This is a genomic window from Microbacterium sp. NPDC089696 (assembly GCF_044749125.1).
GTDB lineage: Bacteria > Actinomycetota > Actinomycetes > Actinomycetales > Microbacteriaceae > Microbacterium.
In genome coordinates this window covers 1,166,803-1,186,371 of the sequence record NZ_JBIVHF010000002.1, presented here as the reverse complement: position 1 = coordinate 1,186,371, position 19,569 = coordinate 1,166,803, and the positions used below count along the sequence as shown (strand labels likewise).

Genomic DNA, 19,569 nt, shown 5'->3' with positions numbered 1-19,569 from the left:
TCTCAGTGCGCGGCGCGGAAGGCGACGTGGTCGGCGAGCGACACCTCGGCGTAGCCGCGTGCCCAGTCGAGGATCGCCGTCGCCACCGCCCGTCCTCCGCCGATGTACCCCGCGACCTCGGTGGCCGTCACCGACTGGCTGTGCGCTCGGGCGACGGTCGCCGCGCACGCCTGCGCGTAGGTCACGAACGGTCCGTCCTCGAGCTCCTCGACGTCGACGCTGCCCTTCATGTCGTGGAACTGGCGGGCGTAGAAATCGGCGACGGAGCTGCGCAGGTACCCGAGGAACGGGTCCGACAGGGCCTGCAGGATGCGCTGCATCGCCACGACCCGCGCTCCCTCGCCGTGCGCGTCGATCAGACCCTGCAGCGCCTCCGGCTGCGCGATGCGCCCGTACTCGACGAGCACGCTCTGCGACGCCTGCTTGGGCTGCATCAGGAGCGTGTTGCCGTCGCCGTCCTGGAAGAGCACGAGGAAGCATCGGGTGCCGACGCTGCCGACCCCGACCACACGGCGGGCGACGTCGCTCACGGTGTAGTGCTCGAAGAGCAGAGCGACGTCGGGGTTCACGGTGCGGCGGTACTGGCCGACGAGCTCGTGCACCTGGGCGCGCTGCTGCTCGTCGATCGGCGTGGTCGTCGGCTCCTCGGCGAGGAAGCGGCGCCGCCCCTCGGCGTCCATCTCGGTGAGCCGCCGCACTGCGCGATCGCCCGTGCGCTTCTGCGCCTGCGTGACCGCGCTGCGGATCGCCCGTCGTGACGCCTTGTCGAGCATGCCCTTCGTGGACTCGACGTCGAAGTGCGTGAAGTAGCGGGCGGTGGGGCTGAGCGCGCTCGCCCTCCGGATGCCGCGCACGTACGCGCCGGTCGCCGCGAGAGCGGCCTCGTCGATCACGGAGTCGGGACGTCCCGTCGCCTGTCCTCCGATCACGATGCTGGCGACCAGGCGCTTGACGTCCCACTCCCACGGCGCCCACGCCGCCTCGTCGAAGTCGTTGAGGTCGAACATGAGGCTGCGCTGCGCCGACGCGTAGAACCCGAAGTTCGAGACGTGGGCGTCACCGCACGAGGCGACGAGGATGCCGCTGTGCGGCGCGTCCGCGAGATCGGCGGCCATGAGGGCCGCGCTGCCGCGGTAGAACGCGAAGGGGCTGGCCGACATGCGCTCCGCGCGCAGGGGGACGAGATCGGGGATGCGCGAACGGTTCTGAGCCTCGAGGATGCCGAGCGGATCGCGCGGTGCCGTCGAGAGCGCGGCGAGAGCGCGTCGGGGTGTGCGCTTACGGGCGTCGGCGCCGGCGGACAGCAGCTCGGACGCGGTGCGGGGAGCGGCCCACACGGTGCTCATGAGAGGTGTGTCGCGATGCTCATGCGGCCATTGTGGCAGCAGCCGTGCAGGAGGACGATAGCGGGATGGCGACCATCGAGGACGTCCGCGCGATCGCGCTCGCTCTCCCCGGCGTGACCGAGCGCATCGGGGGGCATACCGGCGAGCCCGGCTGGCGGCTCCCGAACGGTCAGATCGCGTGGGTCCGCGGGCCGACCGCCACCGATCTGCGCCAGCTCGCGGCGCTGGGGGTCACCTGGCCGGACGGACCAGTGCTGGGAGTGCGGGTCGGCAGCCTGGAGGAGAAGGAGGCGCTGCTCGCCGCCGAGCCCGACACGCTGTTCAGCATCCCGCACTTCGACGGGTACGCGGGGCTGCTCGTCATCCTCGACGTCATCGACCGCGATCGGCTCGCCGAGATCATCGCGGACGCGTGGCTCGAACGGGCGCCGGTGCTCGTCGCGAAGAAGTGGCTGGACGAGCGCGGGCTGGCGTAGCGCGGGCAGGGGCTCACGAGCCGGCGGTCAGGAACGGCCGCGCGGCGGCGAGGAAGGCTCGCGGGTCGTCCGCCCACAGTCGCACGCGGTCGACCGTGTGCACGCCGCCCTTGGGGTGGACTCCGGGCAGTCGGATGGCGATCGGATGCTCGAGCTCGATCTCGATGTTCGTCTCGTCCTGCACGCGTTCCGCGTACTCTCCGTCCGAGATGCGGCGCTGCTTGGGCTCGTCCACGCGGCGGGAGATCGCGACGGACGCGATGTCGTCCCACCCGATCGGCACCTCCGAGTCGAGTCCGCTGCGCACCTGCACGCCCTCCGGTCCGACCGTGTGCGGACGCATGAGCATGGCGCACAGCAGTCCGATCATCCAGGTCACGCCCCAGATCCCGAGGATGAGCAGGGGGATCCGCACGGCGGGCCAGCGGTGCACGATCAGGTCGACGAGGGGGATCTCCACGGCGGACAGAGCGATGAAGACGATGAGGATCGTCAGCAACGGGCGGTGGTACGCGATCCCGGTGCCGCCGGTGGGAACGGCCGGTCGCTCGGCGCGACGGCCCCCGTCAGGGAGTCGTCGAGGTCGGCGTGCTCCTGCTGCATCCGCGTCATGGTCTCGACCGCCGACGGCGTCAGCTCCACGAGGACGGCCGGCGGTCGGTGGGATGCGGCGCGCGGCGCACGTGCCCGGTCTTCTCCAGGGCGTCGACGAGACCGGTGATGTTGCGGGGGGAGACCCCGCCGTCACGATCTCTCGTCTCGATCGACGCTCGTCACGCCGGGCCGAGACGCAGCACGTCCGGCGACTCGCCGCCCGTCAGCTCGTCCGCGACGCGGATGCTGCGGGCGAGATCGTCGAGCGCGCCGTCCAGCGTCCCGAAGCGCTCGCGGTCGCTGCACACGGCCGTGAGCGTGATGAGGTGCGTGCCGGTGTCCCAGGTGTACGTCGTGAACGGCGGGGAGGCCGGCGACGGCGGCATCGCGACCACGAGCTTCTCGCCGGCGCCGAGCCAGCGCGTCCGGAACGACTCCGTGTCGTCGTAGTCCATCGGCATGGATGCGCGGGCGATGCGCACCTCGGGGGTCAGTGTCTGCACGGTCGCCATCGCGACGACGAGCTCGGGGTCGGCCCTCCACGTCCACACGAGCACGCGTCCGTCGGCGCGCTTCATGAGGAGAGGCGCGGCCTGGCTCATCGCCCAGGCGCCGAACCGCGACCCCGGGCGCTCGGTCGCACCGAGCGCGGCGTTCGCCTGGCCCAGCAGCATCCGGATCGCGGCCTTGCGGTGACGGCGCCCCTTCCATCCCAGCGAGTCGGTCACGGGGAGCCACTGCTGCGGGTCGGCGTCGGAGGTGAGTCGCATGACCCCACGCTACGGGGGAATCCTGCGGGATGCGCGAGAACCCGGTGTGGCCGGGCTCCGGTACGCCTCGGCGGGGCGATCAGGGGGCTCGGGTAGAGTGGCCAGCGCCCAGATCGGGCTCCCTGGCCGCCGTACCGATAGGCAGAATGTCTTCCTCTCCCTCCGATCCGACGAGCGCTCCCGACGCCGCAACCGCCTCCCCGACCCCGGGTGAGCGCCCGCTGCGCATCCTCATCGGCTGCGACACGTTCGCCCCCGACATCAACGGCGCCGCCCGTTTCGCCGAGCGCCTCGCCGCCGGTCTCGTGCAGCGCGGCGACGACGTGCATGTGGTCGCTCCGAACGTGGCGTACCGCCGCACCCCGGCACGAACCGAGGTCATCGAAGGCGAGCCGATGACGATGCACCGCCTTCCGTCGGTGCGCTGGGCGCCGCACGACTGGCTCCGCTTCGTCTGGCCGTGGCGGTCCAAGCACTACGCGCGCACGGTGCTCGACGCCGTGCAGCCCGACGTCGTGCACATCCAGTCGCACATCGTGATCGGCCGCGGGCTCGCTCGCATCGCGCATCAGCGCGGCATCCCGGTGATCGCGACGAACCACGTCATGGCCGAGAACATCCTCGACCACACGACCATGCCGAAGTGGGTCGACGATCTCGTCCTGCGCTTCGCGTGGGCCGACGCCAAGCGCACCTTCGGCCTCACGCGCGCCGTCACGACGCCGACCCGTCGCGCCGCGGACTTCCTCGAGCGCACGATCGACCTGCAGGGTGTCATCCCGGTGAGCTGCGGCATCGATCGCTCCCAGTACACCCCGGTCATCGGGCCCCGCGAGAAGAACCGCATGGTGTTCGTCGGTCGCCTGACCGCCGAGAAGCAGGTCGAGGTCATCCTGCAGGCGATGACGAAGCTCGACCCCGCGCTCGACGTGACGTTCGACATCGTGGGCGGCGGCGACCAGCGCAAGCAGCTCGAGAACCTCACCGCGCAGCTCGGACTCGCGGATCGCGTCACGTTCCACGGCCGCACCACCGACGAGGAGCTGAGGTCGCTGCTGTCCCGCGCCTCGGTCTTCACGATCGCGTCGATCGCCGAGCTGCAGTCCATCGCGACCATGGAGGCGATGGCCTCGGCGCTGCCGATCGTCGCGGCGGATGCCGTCGCGCTGCCGCACCTCGTGCACGACGGCGAGAACGGCTATCTCTTCGAGCCGGGCGACGCCGACGCCCTCGCCGAGCGTCTCACCCGGGTCTTCACGGCGGACGCCGCGGAGTACGAGCGCATGCAGCAGGCGTCGCTCGACGGCGTCGCGATCCACGACATCAACCGCACGCTCGACACGTTCGAGGCGCTGTACCGCGACGAACCCCTCCCGCAGTAGTCGGTCGACATGCACATCGTCTTCTTCGGCGACCAGCACCTCGACTCGCTCGGCGGGGCCCAGGTGTCGATGCGTCTGCAGCGGGAGTTCCTCGAGCGCGCGGGCCACACCGTCACGGTCGTCGCTCCGCGCATGCACGGAGCCAGGGCCGCAGCCGTCGCCGACCCCGCGAACGTCGACCTGCCGTCGATGCCCATCACGCTCGACCGCGAGTACTCGATGAGCTGGCCCGGTCGCACGACCGACCGGCACCTCGACCGCGCGATGACGCATCGTCCGCCGGTCGATCTCGTGCATGTCCAGGCCGACTTCTGGGGTGCGTTCATCGGCCACCGGTACGCCGCGCGTCACGGCATCCCGGTCGTGCACACCATGCACAACCGCGTCGACGTGGGCATCGCGGCGGTCACGCCGTTGCACCGGCCCGTCCTCGCCGCGCTCAACCTCTGGCGCCGTGCCGCTCTGCGCGGAGCGGTCCCGCCGATCGGCGGCTCGGACGGCTGGGCGTTCCTGCGCGGCATCGCTCGCGGCGCCTCGGCGGTCACCGCGCCGTCGACGCACTTCGCCCGACGGCTGGAGGAGCACGGCGTGTTCTCCCCGGTCGACGTGGTGTGGAACGGCATCGACGACGGCATCCGCGAGCAGACGCTCGCCGCCGCGCCCGCCGAGCGGGAGTCCGGGCGTCCGCGGTTCGTGTGGCTCGGACGCATGAGCCCCGAGAAGCGACTGCTGCCGTTCCTGCGCGCGTTCGTCACCGCCGACGTCGACGCCGAGCTCGAGATCATCGGGGGCGGAGCGCAGCGCGCGGCCGCGGAGAAGATCGTCGCGGGGCGACCGCACGTGCGCTTCGTCGGCAAGCTCAGCTACCCCGAGACGCTCGCGCGCATCGCCGCGGCGGATGCTCTCGTGCAGACCTCGATCGGCTTCGAGACGCAGGGGATGACCCCGTTCGAGGCCGCCACGCTCGGCACGCCGTCCGTCATCTGCGACCCCGACATCGCGGCCGAGCTCGGTGGCGGGCTGTGGGCCGTGCCCGGTGCGGCCGGCACCGAGGAGCAGCGCGCGGCCGGGCTCGTGCAGACGCTGCGTCGTGCGGCATCCGACATCGCCTCCGGGGAGTCGCCGGTGCCGATGCGCGAGGTCTCCGAGGCGTTCCGTCAGTCGTCGCGCACGGCCGCGATGGTCGACGTCTACGAGCGGGTGCTCGCCGACCGGGGATGAGTGCGGGCCGCGGTCGCGGTCAGAACCCGAACATGTAGAACACGTTCGAGATCAGGGAGACCACGCGTCCCGCGACGGATGCTCCCGCGATGCCGACCGCGATGGCGGCGAGCAGATGCGGCGCCGGGCGGCGCAGCGCGATGATCCCGAGGACGAGGGCCGCCGCCCCGCCGAGGATCAGCAGCAGGTTCATGACGCCCGCGAGCGCATCCGCGATCTCGTACAGGCCGCCCGAGTAGAGCAGCGGCGAGACGATCGTGAACAGCAGTCCGATCCCGAACACCACGACGGCGACGATGAACGCCACGCGGCCGAGTGCGTTGCCCGCCGGCCGTGCGTTCGGCTGACCGGGGTACTGCGGGGCCGGGTTGTACTGCGGGACTGGGTTGTACTGCGGGACTGCGGCGTACTGCGGGGGCTGGCCGTAGGGCTGGCCCGCGGGGGCCTGCGGGGTGTGCGGGGTGTGCGGGTACTGCTGCGGATCGCTCATGATGGCTCCCGGGCTCAGAGGTACTGCAGTGCGAGGACGGCGTTGCTCGCCCACGAGACGAGCAGTCCGATGATCTCCGACCCGGCGATGCCGATCGCGATCCCGGCGAAGATCTGCTGCTTCGGGCGCCGCACGGCCATGAGCCCGAGCACGATCGCCGCGATCGAGATCACGAACACGAGTCCGTTGCCGATGCTCGTGACGGCGCCGATCGCGGTGGTGCTGTAGCCGACGGAGCGGACGAGCAGCGGGAAGGTGAGCGTCACGAGGAGTCCGACGGCGAGCGACGCCAGTGCCACCACGAAGGCGACCCGGCCCAGTGCGCCTCCGGATGCGGGGGCTGTCGGCGAGCCCGGTGCGGCGGGGTACCCGGGCGCGGAGGGAGGCCCTGACGCGTACTGCGGTGCCCCCTGCGCGTGCGGGGCGGGGTACTGCGCCTGCCCCTGCTGCGGTTGTCCGGCGTACGGCTGCCCGGGGTACTGCTGTCCGGGGTACTGCTGCCCGGGGTACTGCTGCCCGGGGTACTGCTGTCCGGCGTACTGCTGCCCGGGGTGGGAGGGCGGCATCGGGGGCGTTCCCTGCGGCTGTCCGGGGGGCTGCTGCTCGCTCATGCTGTCGAGCGTAGTCCGGTGTTCCGGCATCCAGGGAGAACGTCGGATGAAGCGCGGGTGCGCGGAGCCGGGGCGGCGAAGGGTGGGACGCCTCACCGGTACCCGTGGCCGCTCTCCGCGGCGTCGAGTGCCTCCCGGCCGCGGACGCGGGACCAGTCGGTCGGACGTTGCCGGTACCCGTCCCGGCGGAGTTCGACGACGGTCGCGACGGCCGCCCAGGCGGCAAGAGCGAGGAGTGCGATGACGAGGATCATGGCAGAAACGCTACGGTCGCTCTTGATCGGCCACGAGTGGCAGATTAGACTCTGAACGCACGAAAACTGCCAACCCTCCGAGGAGCCCTCATGAAGACCGTCGCCTGCGTGGTGCAAGACGGGTTCGCGCCCTTCGAGTTCGGCCTCGCCTGCGAGGCCTTCGGGCTCGATCGGTCGAACGACGGCGTCCCGAACTTCGACTTCCGCGTGATCGCACCGCATCCCGGCGTCGTCCAGTCCAAGCTGGGGTTCTCCATCAACGTCGAGCACGACCTCGCCTACGCCTACGAGGCCGACCTCGTGATCTTCTGCCCCGTGCCCCGCGAGCACTGGTCGCAGATCGACCCGCTGCTCGTCGACGCCGCACGGCAGGCCGTCGCGCGCGGTGCGTGGGTCCTCACGATCTGCAGCGGATCGTTCATCCTCGCGGCGGCGGGCGTGCTCGACGGCCGCCGCGCCACGACGCACTGGATGTACTCCGACGTCATGGCGGACATGTACCCGCAGATCGACATCGACGCCGACGTCCTGTTCGTGCAGGACGGCCGCATCATCACGAGCGCCGGCACCGCGGCGGGGATCGACGCCTGCCTGCACCTGCTGCGTCAGGAGCTCGGAGCCGAGTTGACGAATCGCATCGCGCGGCGCATGGTCGTGCCCCCGCAGCGCGACGGCGGTCAGGCGCAGTTCATCGACCGGCCGATCCCCGTCGTGCCGAACGACTCGCTCGCCGCCGTGTCCGACTGGGCGGTCGCGCACCTGCGCGACGACCTCGGCGTCGATCAGCTCGCGGCCCGCGCGCTCATGTCGCCCCGCACGTTCGCACGGCGGTTCAAGGCCGAGTACGGCGCGACTCCGGCGGCGTGGCTCGCCCGCCAGCGCGTCCTGCATGCGCAGCGCCTGCTGGAGCGCAGCGACCTCCCTCTCGACCGGATCGCCGAGGAGTGCGGCTTCGGGTCGGCGGCCGTGCTGCGTCAGAACTTCGCCCGCGTGCTCGGCACGACGCCGACCGCCTACCGCGCCCGATTCTCGTGCGCCCTCGACCTCGAGGCCCAGGGGACCCCTGCGCCGACGGCGGCCTGACCGGCCTCTCGTCCCGCGGTCAGTCCCAGTGACCCGCGTGGGCGAGCGCGCGGTAGTCGAGCACGATGCCCTTCGGCGTCACGGACGCGGTGCAGTAGAGCAGGGACTGCGTCGGGTAGCCGTGCGGGCGATTGTCGCGGATGATCGCGCGGTCGTCCTCCGGGTCGAGTCGCGACGAGGATCCGAGCAGCGCCGTCCAGTCGGCGGCCCAGTCGTCGAGGTCGGCGGCCGGGCCCAGCGTGCGGAACTCGGGGAGCCAGGTCTCGATGCGCGGGGTCGCCGCGTCGTCGAGATCGTCATGAGCGATCATGTGTATGCCGGGAGCGATCGGGGTCTCGCGCAGGTCGACGCCGTCCCAGCTCAGGACGCGGGCGCCCTCCGGTCGCACCTCCAGCAGGTTGAACCCGTGCATCGGCAACGGCGCCTCGGGCGAGCGGCCCGAGACGGACTCGAGAACGAGCGATCCGCGGGACTGGGCGTGTCCGCCCGGGATCTCCGCCACGTCGGCGCGGTTGAGCAGCACGGCGAGTCGGCGCTCGGCGGGGTTCACAGCGAGCCAGGCACCGCCCGCGCGGCGGTCACGGATCCCGGAGACGCCGGGGTAGCGGTCGGGCCACCAGTCGCCGGGGGCGTCCCACTCCCGCTGCGGATCCTCGTCGCGCACCGCGAGCAGCCGGGCGTTCGCGGCATCCGCGACATCGATCACCACCGTGCACACGATTCCAGTCTAGGTCGATGCTCGAGAGCGCGCGCCGAGACGGCGTCGACGACGGACGCTCGCCGCGGGACGCCTCCCGTGGGGCAGAATCGAATCGTGAACATCGTCGTCGGAGTCACGGGTGGAATCGCCGCATACAAGACAGTGCACCTGGTGCGGCTGCTCACGAAGAGCGGACACGAGGTGACGGTCGTGCCGACCGAGGATGCGCTGCGCTTCGTCGGCACGCCCACCTGGGAGGCGCTCAGTCGGCACCCCGTGACGACGAGCGTGCACGACGACGTCGCCCGGGTGCGGCACGTCGCTCTCGGGCAGAACGCCGACCTCGTGATCGTCGCGCCGGCGACCGCGAACACGATCGCGAAGATCACGGCGGGCATCGCCGACGACCTGCTCGGCACGACCCTGCTCGCGACCGAGGCCCCGGTGCTGCTCGCGCCCGCGATGCACGCCGAGATGTGGCGCAACGCCGCCACGCAGGCGAACATCGCCACGCTCACGGCGCGCGGCATCCACCTGGTCGGTCCTGCCGACGGCGAGCTGGCTGGCGGGGACAGCGGGCCGGGGCGCATGGTCGAGCCCGAGCAGATCGCCGAGGCCGCCCACGCTCTGCTCGCGCCTCAAGACCTCGCAGGACTGCGGGTCGTCGTGTCGGCGGGTGGGACGCGTGAACCCCTCGACCCCGTGCGCTTCCTCGGCAACAGGTCCAGCGGGCGACAGGGCGCGGCGCTCGCGGCGGAGGCCGCTGCGCGCGGAGCCGCCGTCACGCTCGTCGCCGCGCACGTCTCGGCCGACGTGACCGCCGAGTGCCGGCATCCGTCGGTCGTGGTCGAGCGCGTCAGCACCGCGGCTGAGCTGGCCACCGCCATGAAGCGGCTGTCGCCTGAGGCCGACGTGATCGTCATGGCCGCCGCCGTCGCGGACTACCGGCCGGCGACCGTGTCGGAGCAGAAGCTCACGAAGGAGTCAGGTGCGCTCACGAGCATCGACCTCGTCGAGAACGAGGACGTCGTCGCGGGGCTCGCTGCGTCGCGTGCGGCCGGCGGCGCGGCACCGGGGCAGACGATCGTGGCGTTCGCGGCCGAGACGGCGGAGAGCGCCGACGCCCGGCGCGAGCGTGCGCGGCGCAAACGGGAGCGCAAGGGCGTCGACCTGCTCGCGGTGAACCTCGTCGACGCCGAGCGCGGCTTCGAGTCCGCCGACAACGCGGTCGAGGTCGTGGGGGAGGGCGGCGAGGTCGTCGCGTCGGCCGCGGGCAGCAAGCGCGAGGTCGCCCGGGTGATTCTGGACGCCGTCGTCGCCGTACGCTAAACTTGAGTCAAGTCCACTCAACTTTGCCGGGTGGATGGAATCGACGAACAGGAGTCTCCTCAGGAGGAACAGATGCCAGGCCCACAGAGCACCGCGCAGAACGACGACCAGCAGTCCGCCCTCGAGCAGTTCGGGATCAATCTCACCGACCGCGCCCGCCAGGGCAAGCTCGACCCCGTGATCGGCCGCGACAGCGAGATCCGTCGCGTCAGCCAGGTGCTGACCCGGCGCACCAAGAACAATCCCGTGCTGATCGGCGAGCCCGGCGTCGGCAAGACCGCCGTGGTCGAGGGCCTCGCGCAGCGGATCGTCGCGGGCGACGTGGCCGAGTCGCTCAAGGACAAGGAGCTCGTGTCGCTCGACATCTCCGCCCTCGTCGCCGGCGCCATGTACCGCGGGCAGTTCGAGGAGCGGCTCAAGAGCGTGCTCAAGGAGATCACCGAGTCCGATGGCCGCATCATCACCTTCATCGACGAGCTGCACGTGCTCATGGGCGCGGGCGGCGGCGAGGGGTCCGTCGCGGCCTCGAACATGCTCAAGCCCATGCTCGCTCGCGGCGAGCTGCGCCTGATCGGCGCCACGACTCTCAACGAGTACCGCGAGTTCATCGAGAAGGATGCCGCGCTCGAGCGCCGCTTCCAGCAGGTCTACGTGGGTGAGCCGACGGTCGAGGACACGATCGCGATCCTCCGCGGCCTCAAGGGCCGGTACGAAGCGCACCACGGTGTGACGATCTCCGACAGCGCGCTCGTCGCGGCGGCCGCCCTGTCCAACCGCTACCTGCCCGCGCGGCAACTGCCCGACAAGGCGATCGACCTGATCGACGAGTCGATGTCGCGTCTCAAGATGGAGATCGACTCCTCTCCCGTCGAGATAGATCAGCTCAAGCGCCAGGTCGACCGCATGAAGCTCGAGGAGCTCGCCCTCAAGCGCGAGAAGGATGCCGCCTCGAAGGAGCGTCTCGGTGCGCTGCGCGAGCAGCTGGTCGGTTTGGAGGCGCAGCTCGCCGAGCTCGAGGCCCGGTGGGCGCGCGAGCGTCAGGGCCTCAACCGCGTGGGCGAGCTCAAGAAGCAGCTCGACGACGCCGTCACCCAGCGCGACCTCGCGATGCGCGAGGCCGACTACACGCGCGCCTCGAAGCTCGAGTACGAGATCATCAAGCGCCTCGAGCGCGACATCGCCGAAGCAGAGCAGGCCGAGGCGACGGCGTCGTCCGAGCCGCGCATGGTCAACGAGCAGGTCACGGACGAGGACATCGCGGCCGTGATCGCCGCGTGGACGGGCATCCCGGTCGGCCGCCTGCTGCAGGGCGAGAGCGAGCGGCTGCTGCACCTCGAGTCCGAGCTCGGCCGCCGGCTGATCGGGCAGAAGGATGCCGTGAAGGCGGTGTCGGACGCCGTGCGCCGGTCGCGGGCGGGCATCAGCGACCCCGGTCGTCCGACCGGCTCGTTCCTGTTCCTCGGCCCGACCGGAGTCGGCAAGACCGAGCTCGCGAAGGCCCTCGCCGACTTCCTCTTCGACGACGAGCGCGCCATGGTGCGCATCGACATGTCGGAGTACGGGGAGAAGCACTCGGTGTCACGGCTCGTCGGAGCCCCTCCCGGGTACGTCGGTTACGAGCAGGGCGGACAGCTCACCGAGGCCGTGCGCCGTCGCCCCTACAGCGTGGTGCTGCTCGACGAGGTCGAGAAGGCGCACCCCGAGGTGTTCGACGTGCTGCTGCAGGTGCTCGACGACGGTCGGCTGACCGACGGCCAGGGCCGGACGGTCGACTTCTCGAACGTCATCCTCATCCTCACCTCGAACCTGGGGTCGCCGATCCTCATCGATCCGACCCTCACGCCCGACGAGAAGCGTGAGCAGGTCATGGCGCTCGTGCGGCAGGCGTTCCGTCCCGAGTTCCTCAACCGGCTCGACGACATCGTCATGTTCCAGGCGCTCAGCGAAGACGATCTCGCGCAGATCGTCGAGCTGTCGGTCGACCAGCTGCACGAGCGGCTGCGCGATCGTCGGCTGTCGCTCGCGGTCACCCCCGACGCGCGGTCGTGGCTCGCCGAGCGCGGCTACGACCCGGTGTTCGGCGCGAGGCCGCTGCGACGCCTCATCCAGACCGAGGTGCAGAACAAGCTCGCGACCGCGCTGCTGTCGGGCGGCGTGCACGACGGCGACACGGTGCGCGTCGACGTCGCGGCCGACGGTACGGCCCTCGTGCTCACCGCCACGAGCCCCGAGGAGCCGGTCCAGGTCTAGCCGCGCCGAGGTCTAGCCGCGCCGAGGTCCAGCCGCGCCGAGCGCCGACACCCCACAGGAGCGCCGAAACCCCACCGGAATCGCGTATCTCCGGTGGGGCTTCGGCGACCAGGTGGGGTGTCGACGCGATGCGGGTCAGCGGGACATCGGTGGGCGGTGGATGCCGCCGAGGGCATCCTTTTCGAGTTCCCGTCCGATCAGCGAGTGACGTCGCGAGTACGCGAAGTAGATCACGAGGCCGAGCGCCAGCCAGATCGCGAAGCGCACCCAGGTCTCGGTGCTGAGGTTCAGCATGAGCCAGAAGCACGCGATCGCCGAGACCCACGGCAGCCACGGCGACAGCGGCACCGTGAACGGGCGCTCCAGGTCGGGGCGCGTCTTGCGCAGGATCGGCACGCCGATGCTCACGAGCACGAATGCCGACAGGGTGCCGATGTTGATCATGTCGCCGAGCACCTGCACGTCGGTGAACCCCGCGATGATCGCGATGGTGACGCCCACGATGAGCTGGATGCGGATCGGGGTGCCGCGCTTGGCGTCGGTGACGCTGAGCGAGCGGGGGAGCAGGCCGTCGCGGCTCATGGCGAACACGACGCGGGCGAGGCCCATGAGCAGCACCATGACCACGGTCGTGAGGCCGATGAGGCTGCCGATCGCGATGACCTGCGCGGCCCACGTCGCGCCGACGAGCTCGAACGCGCTCGACAGCGACGGCTCGTCGAGCTTCGCGAGCTCGGTGTACGACACCATGCCCGTGATGACGATCGCGACGAGGACGTAGAGCACCGTCACGATGATGAGGCCGAGGATGATGCCGCGCGGCACCGTGCGCTTCGGGTCCTTGGTCTCCTCGGCGCTCGTCGCGACGACGTCGAATCCGATGAACGCGAAGAACACGAGTGCGGCGCCGGAGAGGATGCCGAACACGCCGTACAGCGTCGGGTCGGCGCCCGTCATGAACGAGAACAGCGACTGCGTCCAGGCGCTCTCGGTCGCGACGCCCTCCTGCGTCGGCGGGACGAACGGGGAGTAGTTGGCGCTGTTGACGAAGAAGAAGCCGACCACGATGACGAACAGCACGATCGCGACCTTGATGATCGTGAAGACGCTGTTCACACGGCTCGACAGTCGGGTGCCGAGGGCCAGGAGGGTCGTGAAGATCGCGACGATCACGACGGGACCCCAGTCGAAGCTCAGCGGTCCGAGCTGCAGGGTCATGGGGATCTGCAGGTCGAACAGCGACACGGCATCCCCGAGGTAGACGCCCCAGTATTTCGCGATCACGGCCGAGGCCATGAGCATCTCGAGGATGAGGTCCCAGCCGATGATCCAGGCGAGGAACTCGCCCAGGGTCGAGTACGTGAACGTGTAGGCGGAGCCTGCGACAGGGATCGACGAGGCGAACTCGGCGTAGCAGAGGATCGCGAGGCCGCACACGACCGCGGCGATCACGAAGGAGAGGATCACCGCGGGGCCGGCGTGCCGGGCGGAGGCCTCGGCGCCCACCGAGAAGATGCCGGCGCCGACCGCGACCGCGACGCCCATGACGGCGAGGTCCCAGACGCCGAGCGAGCGCTTGAGTGACCGCTTCTCGTCGTGCGTCTCGGCCATCGACTGCTCGACGGACTTAATCCTTCGCAGAATTGCCATGCGGACGATTCTAGGTCGGGGTGGTCGCGCAGTGTCCCTGACAAACGTCGACGCCCCACCTGCATGACGACGCCCCACCGGACAGGCGTTCGTCAGGTGGGGCGTCGGCGACGCTAGGGGGCGTCGGGGGTCTGCGTCGGGAGTATGTGCCGGGGCGATCAGGCGCTGAGGATGACCGTCTCGGCGATCGGGCGGCGCACGCGCGGGGCGACCTCGCGCTGCTGCAGCACCTCGGGCAGGGTCTCGACGTCGCCGAACTCGCCGACCGCGAAGACGGTGGCCGGCACGAAGCGCTCCTCGAGGTCGGCGAACTCGCGCACGACCTCCGGGTCGAAGCCGCTCATCTGGTGCACGACGAGGCCGTCGTGGTGGGCCTGCACCGAGAAGTGCGCGACGGCCTGGCCGAGGTCGTAGAGGGCGTGCGTGATGGGCGTGCCGTCGGCGGTCGCGGTCTCGGCGATCGCGACGACGAGCACGGCGGCGTTCGCGGCCCAGGTCTGGTTGAAGCCGACCAGTGAGTCGACGACCTGTGCGTGCAGGGCGGTGCCGCGGCGGGCGACGATGAAGCGCCAGGGCTGCGAGTTGTTGGCGGAGGGGCTCCAGCGGGCGGCCTCGAGCGCGGTGGCGAGCTTGGCCTCGTCGATCGTGTTCTGCGCGTCGTAGGCGCGGGGGCTCCAGCGTCCGGCGAGGACCTCGAGGACGGGGTGCTCGGTGGGGGCGGTGCGGTCGATGACGGGAGTGCTCACGGTGATGCCTTTCAGAAAGGAGTCGATCGGACTCCTTCGTCCGGGTACGAGGGTCTCAACGGATCCATGTGCGTGCATATTCCCGTGACGTTCTGTGACGTCGTCACATGCCCGCGGCGACCTCAGTCGAGCAGGTTGCGGGATGCCGTCGAGGCGAGCGCCCGTCGCACGGCGCGGATCGACGGGGCGGCCGCCGACACCCGACGCGCGGACGAGAAGATCTCGCGTCGGGGCTCGTCGGGGAGCGGCGTGAGGTCGACGCTGGGCGTCTCGCCCGCCCACACGAGCTCGGGCAGCAGCCCCACCGCGAGTCCCGCGCGGATCAGTCGCACGTGCGCCGTGAGGTCGGCGACCTCGAACCGCACGTCGGGCTCGAAGCCCGCGGTGCGGCACAGCTGCTCGGCCCAGGCGCGCGAGGCGGTGCCCGCGGGCTCCAGCACCCAGGGCTCGGCGCGCGTGGACCACAGCGCGGCGCCGGCATCCTCCTCGGCGGGCGCGCCCGGATGCCGGGCCAGGGTGATCGCGTCGTGCGCGAGCACCACCCGGTCGAGGTCGGCGTGGATGGGCCGCGTGCGCCCGGGGTACTGCTCGGCGAGGATCAGGTCGAAGTCGCGGCTCGACACCCCCACGAGCCCGGTCTCGGGGTCGCTCTCGGTGACCTCGACGCGGAGGGACGGATGCTCGGCGCGGAGCGCCGCCAGCGCGCCGGGGAGGAGCGAGTGGGCGGTGGACTGGAAGACGGCCAGGTGCACGGTGCCCGTCACCTCGGTGAGCGACTCCGCGACAGCGACCTCGGCCTGTTCGAGGCGGTCGAGGATGCCGACGGCCTCCGTCACGAGGACCGTGCCCTGGGGTGTGAGCTGCACGCCCCGGCCGACTCGTCGCAGCAGCGGGACGCCGACCTCGCGCTCCAGGGCGCTGAGCTGCTGCGACACCGAGGCCTTGCTGTACGACAGCGCGTCGGCGACCGCGGAGAGCGTGCCGAGACGCGAGAACTCGACCAGCATCCGGAGGCGGTTGACGTCCAGCATCCGCGTGTCTCGACCCTTCGCGATCGTTCAGTGAAACCGAACGGAAATGCTCCGAATCGGTTGATAGACGTAGCCTACTGCGGCGTCTGAGAATGATCGAGCCGTACGCGTACCCGGCGTGCGAACTCTGGAAGGTACCCCCGCTGATGACTGTCGCCGCCGACGCCACCACCCCCACCGCCCACCCTCGCACCGAGGACGTGTCCGCCCTCGTCGAGCGCTGGCTCGCGGAAAGCGAGACGCATCCCGTCGAGCCCGCCGCGCAGCGCCTGTCCGAGGTGCTCAAGGACCCGAACGGCCTCGCCTTCACGGTGGGCTTCGTCGACGGCGTCATGCGCCCCGAAGACCTCGGCGTCGCCGGGCGCACCCTCGCCGGCCTCGCCGACATCACCCCGACGCTGCTGCCCGGCTACCTGCGCCTGGCGATCAAGGCCGGCGGCTTCTGGGCGCCGAAGCTCCCCGGCGTCGTCGTGCCGATCTCGCGCCGCGTGCTGCGTGCGATGGTCGGTCACCTCGTGCTCGACGCGACGCCCTCGAAGCTCGGACCCGCGATCGCCAAGCTCCGCAAGACCGGCAACCGCCTGAACCTCAACCTGCTCGGCGAGGCCGTGCTCGGCGAGCGCGAGGCCGGGCGACGCCTGCAGGGCACCCGCGACTTCCTCGCCCGCGACGACGTGGACTACGTGTCGATCAAGGTGTCGAGCGTCGTCAGCCAGCTGTCGATGTGGTCGTTCGACGAGGCCGTCGCCGACGTCGTCGAGAAGCTCACCCCGCTCTACCGGCTCGCCGCCGACGCCGAGTCGAAGGGCAAGGCGAAGTTCATCAACCTCGACATGGAGGAGTACCGCGACCTCGACCTGACGATCGCGGCGTTCACCAGCATCCTCGACCAGCCCGGGCTCGAGCAGCTCGAGGCCGGCATCGTCCTGCAGGCGTACCTGCCCGACGCGCTCGCCGCGATGCAGCGCCTGCAGGAATGGGCTGCGGCCCGCCGCGCGAAGGGCGGCGCCCCGATCAAGGTGCGCGTCGTCAAGGGCGCGAACCTCGCCATGGAGGAGGTCGACTCGAAGATCCACGGCTGGCCCCTCGCGACCTACGGCACCAAGCAGGACTCCGATACGAACTACAAGCGCGTGCTCGACTGGGCCATGACGCCCGAGCGCCTCGACGCCGTGCGCATCGGCGTCGCCGGGCACAACCTGTTCGACATCGCCTACACGTGGCTGCTCGCGAAGGACCGCGGCGTCACGGATGCCGTCGAGTACGAGATGCTGCTCGGCATGGCGACCGGCCAGGCCGAGGCCGTGCGCAAGGACGTCGGTCGTCTGCTGCTCTACACACCGGTCGTGAACCCCGCCGAGTTCGACGTCGCGATCGCCTACCTCGTGCGTCGCCTCGAAGAGAACGCCAGCCCCGAGAACTTCATGTCGGCCGTGTTCGAGCTCGCTTCGAACCCCACGCTGCTGACCCGGGAGCGCGAGCGGTTCGAGCGCTCGCTCGCCGCGCTCGCCGCCGACCCCGAGGTGCCGGCCCCGCACCGCGTGCAGGACCGCACGACCGAGCACACGGATGCCGTCACCACGGGCTTCCACAACCAGTCCGACTCCGACCCGGCCATCGGCGCGAACCGCACCTGGGGCCGCGCGATCCTGCAGCGCTCGGTCGGCTCGACGCTCGGACTCGACGCGATCGCCCGCGCGAAGGTGGAGACCGTCGACGAGCTCGACGGCGTCTTCGCCGACGTGACGGTCGCCGCCGCGGAGTGGGCCGCGCGTCCGGCATCCGAGCGCGCCGAGATCCTGCACCGCGCGGGAGACGAGCTCGCCGCCCGCCGAGCCCAGCTCATCGAGATCATGGCGCACGAGGCGGGCAAGACCATCGCCGAGGCCGACCCCGAGGTCAGCGAGGCCATCGACTTCGCGCACTACTACGCCGAGCGCGCGCTCGACCTCGAGAACGTCGTCGGCGCGGAGTTCGTGCCCTCGAAGGTCACGGTCGTCACCCCGCCGTGGAACTTCCCGGTCGCGATCCCCGCGGGCGGCGTGCTCGCCGGTCTCGCCTCGGGCTCCGGCGTCATCATCAAGCCCGCCAAGCTCACGCAGCGCTGCGGCGCGGTGATGGTCGAGGCGCTGTGGGCGGCCGGCGTGCCCCGCGAGCTCCTCGCCCTCGTCGACCTCGCGAACCGCGACCTCGGCACGCAGCTCGTCGCGAGCGAGACGGTGGACCGGGTCATCCTCACGGGCGCCTACGAGACCGCGCAGCTGTTCCGCTCGTTCCGCTCCGACCTGCCGCTCCTGGCCGAGACGAGCGGCAAGAACGCCATCATCGTCACGCCGTCGGCCGACCTCGACCTCGCGGCCGCCGACGTCGCCCGCAGCGCCTTCGGGCACGCGGGGCAGAAGTGCTCCGCGGCATCCCTCGCGATCCTCGTCGGATCGGTCGCCGACTCCGAGCGGTTCGAGCGGCAGCTCGTCGACGCCGTCACCTCGATGCGCGTCGGCCTGCCCGACGACCCCGCCACGCAGATGGGACCGATCATCGAGCCCGCGAACGGCAAGCTCCTCACGGCGCTCACGACCCTCGACAAGGGCGAGAAGTGGCTCGTCGAGCCGAAGAAGCTCGACGACGAGGGTCGGCAGTGGACGCCCGGCGTGAAGATCGGCGTCCGCCCCGGATCGACCACGCACCTCACCGAGTTCTTCGGACCCGTGCTCGGCATCATGCACGCGAAGGACCTCGACGAGGCGATCCGCCTGCAGAACGCCGTGGACTACGGACTCACCGCCGGCATCCACTCGCTCGACTCCGCCGAGGTCGCCACGTGGCTCGACGAGGTCGAGGCCGGCAACCTGTACGTCAACCGCGGCATCACCGGCGCGATCGTGCAGCGGCAGCCGTTCGGCGGCTGGAAGCGCTCCGCCGTCGGCGCCGGGGCCAAGGCCGGCGGACCGAACTACCTGTTCGGTCTGGGGGAGTGGGCCTCGGCCGAGCTCCCGGCCGCCGCCCTCGGAGCTGCCACGATCCCCGCGGTCGAGTCGCTGCTGACCGCGGCCGCCGCCGACCTCGACGCCGTGGAGATCGAGTGGCTGCACCGCGCGGCCGCCGCCGACGAGACCGCCTGGACCTCCGAGTTCGGCGTGACGTCCGACAAGTCCGGGCTCGGCGTGGAACGCAACGTGTTCCGCTACCGCCCGGTCGAGGTCGATGTGCGCATCGCGGAGGGTGCGGCGCTCGCCGACGGCATCCGCGTCCTCGCCGCCGCCCTGCGCAGCGGGTCGCCGTTCACGGTCTCGGCCCCGGCCCTGCCGTCGCGCGTCGAGAAGGCGCTGCGCGCCGCGGGCGTGACGGTCTCGCACGAGAAGGATGCGGCGTGGGTCAAGGGCTACGCGAAGGCGGCCGCCAAGGCCGAGCACAGCTGGCGGCGCGTGCGCCTGGTCGGCGGTGACCCTTCTGCCCTGTTCGAGGCTCTGGGTGGCACGCCGGATGTCGCGGTGTGGTCGCACGCCGTGACGGGTGCGGGCCGCGTCGAGATGCTGCCGTTCCTGCACGAGCAGGCCGTGTCGATCACGAACCACCGCTTCGGCAACCCCACGACCCTGTCCGAGGGCGTGATCTGAGGCAGCGCCTTCGCGCCGA

18 protein-coding genes are annotated in these 19,569 nt (G+C 71.0%); 7 read left to right on the top strand and 11 right to left on the bottom strand.

Annotated elements, in window-relative coordinates; all coding sequences use genetic code 11:
- Positions 1-2: 2 nt before the first annotated feature.
- Positions 3-1,346 carry a DUF2252 domain-containing protein gene (locus tag ACIPY8_RS16085; protein ID WP_400820220.1) on the bottom strand — a complete coding sequence of 448 codons (1,344 nt, stop codon included), beginning with the start codon at positions 1,344-1,346 and terminating at the stop codon, positions 3-5.
- A gap of 65 nt (positions 1,347-1,411) precedes the next feature.
- Here ACIPY8_RS16085 and ACIPY8_RS16080 point away from each other — a divergent pair, with 65 nt between their 5' ends.
- Positions 1,412-1,822 carry an MmcQ/YjbR family DNA-binding protein gene (locus tag ACIPY8_RS16080; protein ID WP_400820217.1) on the top strand — a complete coding sequence of 137 codons (411 nt, stop codon included), beginning with the start codon at positions 1,412-1,414 and terminating at the stop codon, positions 1,820-1,822.
- A 13-nt stretch (positions 1,823-1,835) separates the two neighbouring features.
- Here ACIPY8_RS16080 and ACIPY8_RS16075 read toward each other — a convergent pair whose 3' ends face one another.
- From ACIPY8_RS16075 to ACIPY8_RS16065, 3 genes are all read right to left on the bottom strand, one after another.
- Positions 1,836-2,321 (bottom strand): hypothetical protein, encoded by a 486-nt coding sequence (locus ACIPY8_RS16075; RefSeq protein WP_400820214.1) that lies wholly within the window; start codon positions 2,319-2,321, stop codon positions 1,836-1,838.
- Between the two features lie 133 nt (positions 2,322-2,454).
- Positions 2,455-2,586: a MarR family transcriptional regulator gene (locus ACIPY8_RS16070; protein ID WP_400820379.1), complete on the bottom strand. Its 132-nt coding sequence runs from the start codon at positions 2,584-2,586 to the stop codon at positions 2,455-2,457.
- Positions 2,587-2,595: 9 nt separating this feature from the next.
- Positions 2,596-3,186 carry a hypothetical protein gene (locus ACIPY8_RS16065; protein ID WP_400820212.1) on the bottom strand — a complete coding sequence of 197 codons (591 nt, stop codon included), beginning with the start codon at positions 3,184-3,186 and terminating at the stop codon, positions 2,596-2,598.
- Between the two features lie 146 nt (positions 3,187-3,332).
- Between ACIPY8_RS16065 and ACIPY8_RS16060 the strand changes: the two genes are divergently transcribed.
- Together ACIPY8_RS16060 and ACIPY8_RS16055 are read left to right on the top strand one after the other, a co-directional pair.
- Positions 3,333-4,568 (top strand): glycosyltransferase, encoded by a 1,236-nt coding sequence (locus ACIPY8_RS16060; RefSeq protein ID WP_400820210.1) that lies wholly within the window; start codon positions 3,333-3,335, stop codon positions 4,566-4,568.
- A gap of 9 nt (positions 4,569-4,577) precedes the next feature.
- Positions 4,578-5,789 carry a glycosyltransferase gene (locus ACIPY8_RS16055; RefSeq protein ID WP_400820208.1) on the top strand — a complete coding sequence of 404 codons (1,212 nt, stop codon included), beginning with the start codon at positions 4,578-4,580 and terminating at the stop codon, positions 5,787-5,789.
- 19 nt (positions 5,790-5,808) lie between these two features.
- On the opposite strand, the gene ACIPY8_RS16050 is transcribed toward ACIPY8_RS16055, so the two are convergent.
- From ACIPY8_RS16050 to ACIPY8_RS16040, 3 genes are all read right to left on the bottom strand, one after another.
- Positions 5,809-6,279 carry a hypothetical protein gene (locus ACIPY8_RS16050; RefSeq protein WP_400820205.1) on the bottom strand — a complete coding sequence of 157 codons (471 nt, stop codon included), beginning with the start codon at positions 6,277-6,279 and terminating at the stop codon, positions 5,809-5,811.
- A gap of 14 nt (positions 6,280-6,293) precedes the next feature.
- Entirely contained in the window at positions 6,294-6,890 is a 597-nt protein-coding gene (locus tag ACIPY8_RS16045) for a hypothetical protein (RefSeq protein ID WP_400820203.1), read from the bottom strand.
- A gap of 92 nt (positions 6,891-6,982) precedes the next feature.
- Positions 6,983-7,144 (bottom strand): hypothetical protein, encoded by a 162-nt coding sequence (locus ACIPY8_RS16040; protein WP_400820201.1) that lies wholly within the window; start codon positions 7,142-7,144, stop codon positions 6,983-6,985.
- Between the two features lie 90 nt (positions 7,145-7,234).
- Here ACIPY8_RS16040 and ACIPY8_RS16035 point away from each other — a divergent pair, with 90 nt between their 5' ends.
- Positions 7,235-8,227: a GlxA family transcriptional regulator gene (locus tag ACIPY8_RS16035; protein ID WP_400820199.1), complete on the top strand. Its 993-nt coding sequence runs from the start codon at positions 7,235-7,237 to the stop codon at positions 8,225-8,227.
- Between the two features lie 19 nt (positions 8,228-8,246).
- On the opposite strand, the gene ACIPY8_RS16030 is transcribed toward ACIPY8_RS16035, so the two are convergent.
- Entirely contained in the window at positions 8,247-8,945 is a 699-nt protein-coding gene (locus ACIPY8_RS16030) for an NRDE family protein (protein ID WP_400820197.1), read from the bottom strand.
- 96 nt (positions 8,946-9,041) lie between these two features.
- On the opposite strand from ACIPY8_RS16030, the gene coaBC reads away from it, so the two are divergent.
- Both coaBC and ACIPY8_RS16020 read left to right on the top strand, forming a co-directional pair.
- The gene (coaBC, locus tag ACIPY8_RS16025; RefSeq protein ID WP_400820194.1) at positions 9,042-10,256 is read left to right on the top strand and encodes a bifunctional phosphopantothenoylcysteine decarboxylase/phosphopantothenate--cysteine ligase CoaBC; all 1,215 of its coding nucleotides are present in this window, start codon (positions 9,042-9,044) and stop codon (positions 10,254-10,256) included.
- Between the two features lie 72 nt (positions 10,257-10,328).
- On the top strand, positions 10,329-12,506 hold the full coding sequence (locus ACIPY8_RS16020; RefSeq protein ID WP_400820191.1) for an ATP-dependent Clp protease ATP-binding subunit: 2,178 nt from the start codon (positions 10,329-10,331) through the stop codon (positions 12,504-12,506).
- A gap of 135 nt (positions 12,507-12,641) precedes the next feature.
- Here the strand turns inward: ACIPY8_RS16020 and ACIPY8_RS16015 are convergent, their stop codons facing one another.
- The 3 genes from ACIPY8_RS16015 to ACIPY8_RS16005 form a co-directional block, all read right to left on the bottom strand.
- Entirely contained in the window at positions 12,642-14,156 is a 1,515-nt protein-coding gene (locus ACIPY8_RS16015) for an amino acid permease (protein WP_400820188.1), read from the bottom strand.
- A 158-nt stretch (positions 14,157-14,314) separates the two neighbouring features.
- Positions 14,315-14,902 (bottom strand): nitroreductase family protein, encoded by a 588-nt coding sequence (locus tag ACIPY8_RS16010; protein WP_400820185.1) that lies wholly within the window; start codon positions 14,900-14,902, stop codon positions 14,315-14,317.
- 122 nt (positions 14,903-15,024) lie between these two features.
- Positions 15,025-15,933: a LysR family transcriptional regulator gene (locus tag ACIPY8_RS16005; RefSeq protein WP_400820182.1), complete on the bottom strand. Its 909-nt coding sequence runs from the start codon at positions 15,931-15,933 to the stop codon at positions 15,025-15,027.
- A gap of 146 nt (positions 15,934-16,079) precedes the next feature.
- Here ACIPY8_RS16005 and ACIPY8_RS16000 point away from each other — a divergent pair, with 146 nt between their 5' ends.
- Positions 16,080-19,550 carry a bifunctional proline dehydrogenase/L-glutamate gamma-semialdehyde dehydrogenase gene (locus ACIPY8_RS16000; RefSeq protein ID WP_400820180.1) on the top strand — a complete coding sequence of 1,157 codons (3,471 nt, stop codon included), beginning with the start codon at positions 16,080-16,082 and terminating at the stop codon, positions 19,548-19,550.
- The last annotated feature ends 19 nt before the right edge of the window (positions 19,551-19,569 follow it).

What these genes read in the sequence shown, in the direction of transcription:
- ACIPY8_RS16085 (WP_400820220.1), bottom strand. Translation starts at nt 1,346, where the DNA reads ATGAGCACCGTGTGGGCCGCTCCCCGCACCGCGTCCGAGCTGCTGTCC.
- ACIPY8_RS16080 (WP_400820217.1), top strand. Translation starts at nt 1,412, where the DNA reads ATGGCGACCATCGAGGACGTCCGCGCGATCGCGCTCGCTCTCCCCGGC.
- ACIPY8_RS16065 (WP_400820212.1), bottom strand. Translation starts at nt 3,186, where the DNA reads ATGCGACTCACCTCCGACGCCGACCCGCAGCAGTGGCTCCCCGTGACC.
- ACIPY8_RS16060 (WP_400820210.1), top strand. Translation starts at nt 3,333, where the DNA reads ATGTCTTCCTCTCCCTCCGATCCGACGAGCGCTCCCGACGCCGCAACC.
- ACIPY8_RS16055 (WP_400820208.1), top strand. Translation starts at nt 4,578, where the DNA reads ATGCACATCGTCTTCTTCGGCGACCAGCACCTCGACTCGCTCGGCGGG.
- ACIPY8_RS16050 (WP_400820205.1), bottom strand. Translation starts at nt 6,279, where the DNA reads ATGAGCGATCCGCAGCAGTACCCGCACACCCCGCACACCCCGCAGGCC.
- ACIPY8_RS16045 (WP_400820203.1), bottom strand. Translation starts at nt 6,890, where the DNA reads ATGAGCGAGCAGCAGCCCCCCGGACAGCCGCAGGGAACGCCCCCGATG.
- ACIPY8_RS16040 (WP_400820201.1), bottom strand. Translation starts at nt 7,144, where the DNA reads ATGATCCTCGTCATCGCACTCCTCGCTCTTGCCGCCTGGGCGGCCGTC.
- ACIPY8_RS16035 (WP_400820199.1), top strand. Translation starts at nt 7,235, where the DNA reads ATGAAGACCGTCGCCTGCGTGGTGCAAGACGGGTTCGCGCCCTTCGAG.
- ACIPY8_RS16020 (WP_400820191.1), top strand. Translation starts at nt 10,329, where the DNA reads ATGCCAGGCCCACAGAGCACCGCGCAGAACGACGACCAGCAGTCCGCC.
- ACIPY8_RS16015 (WP_400820188.1), bottom strand. Translation starts at nt 14,156, where the DNA reads ATGGCAATTCTGCGAAGGATTAAGTCCGTCGAGCAGTCGATGGCCGAG.
- ACIPY8_RS16005 (WP_400820182.1), bottom strand. Translation starts at nt 15,933, where the DNA reads ATGCTGGACGTCAACCGCCTCCGGATGCTGGTCGAGTTCTCGCGTCTC.
- ACIPY8_RS16000 (WP_400820180.1), top strand. Translation starts at nt 16,080, where the DNA reads ATGACTGTCGCCGCCGACGCCACCACCCCCACCGCCCACCCTCGCACC.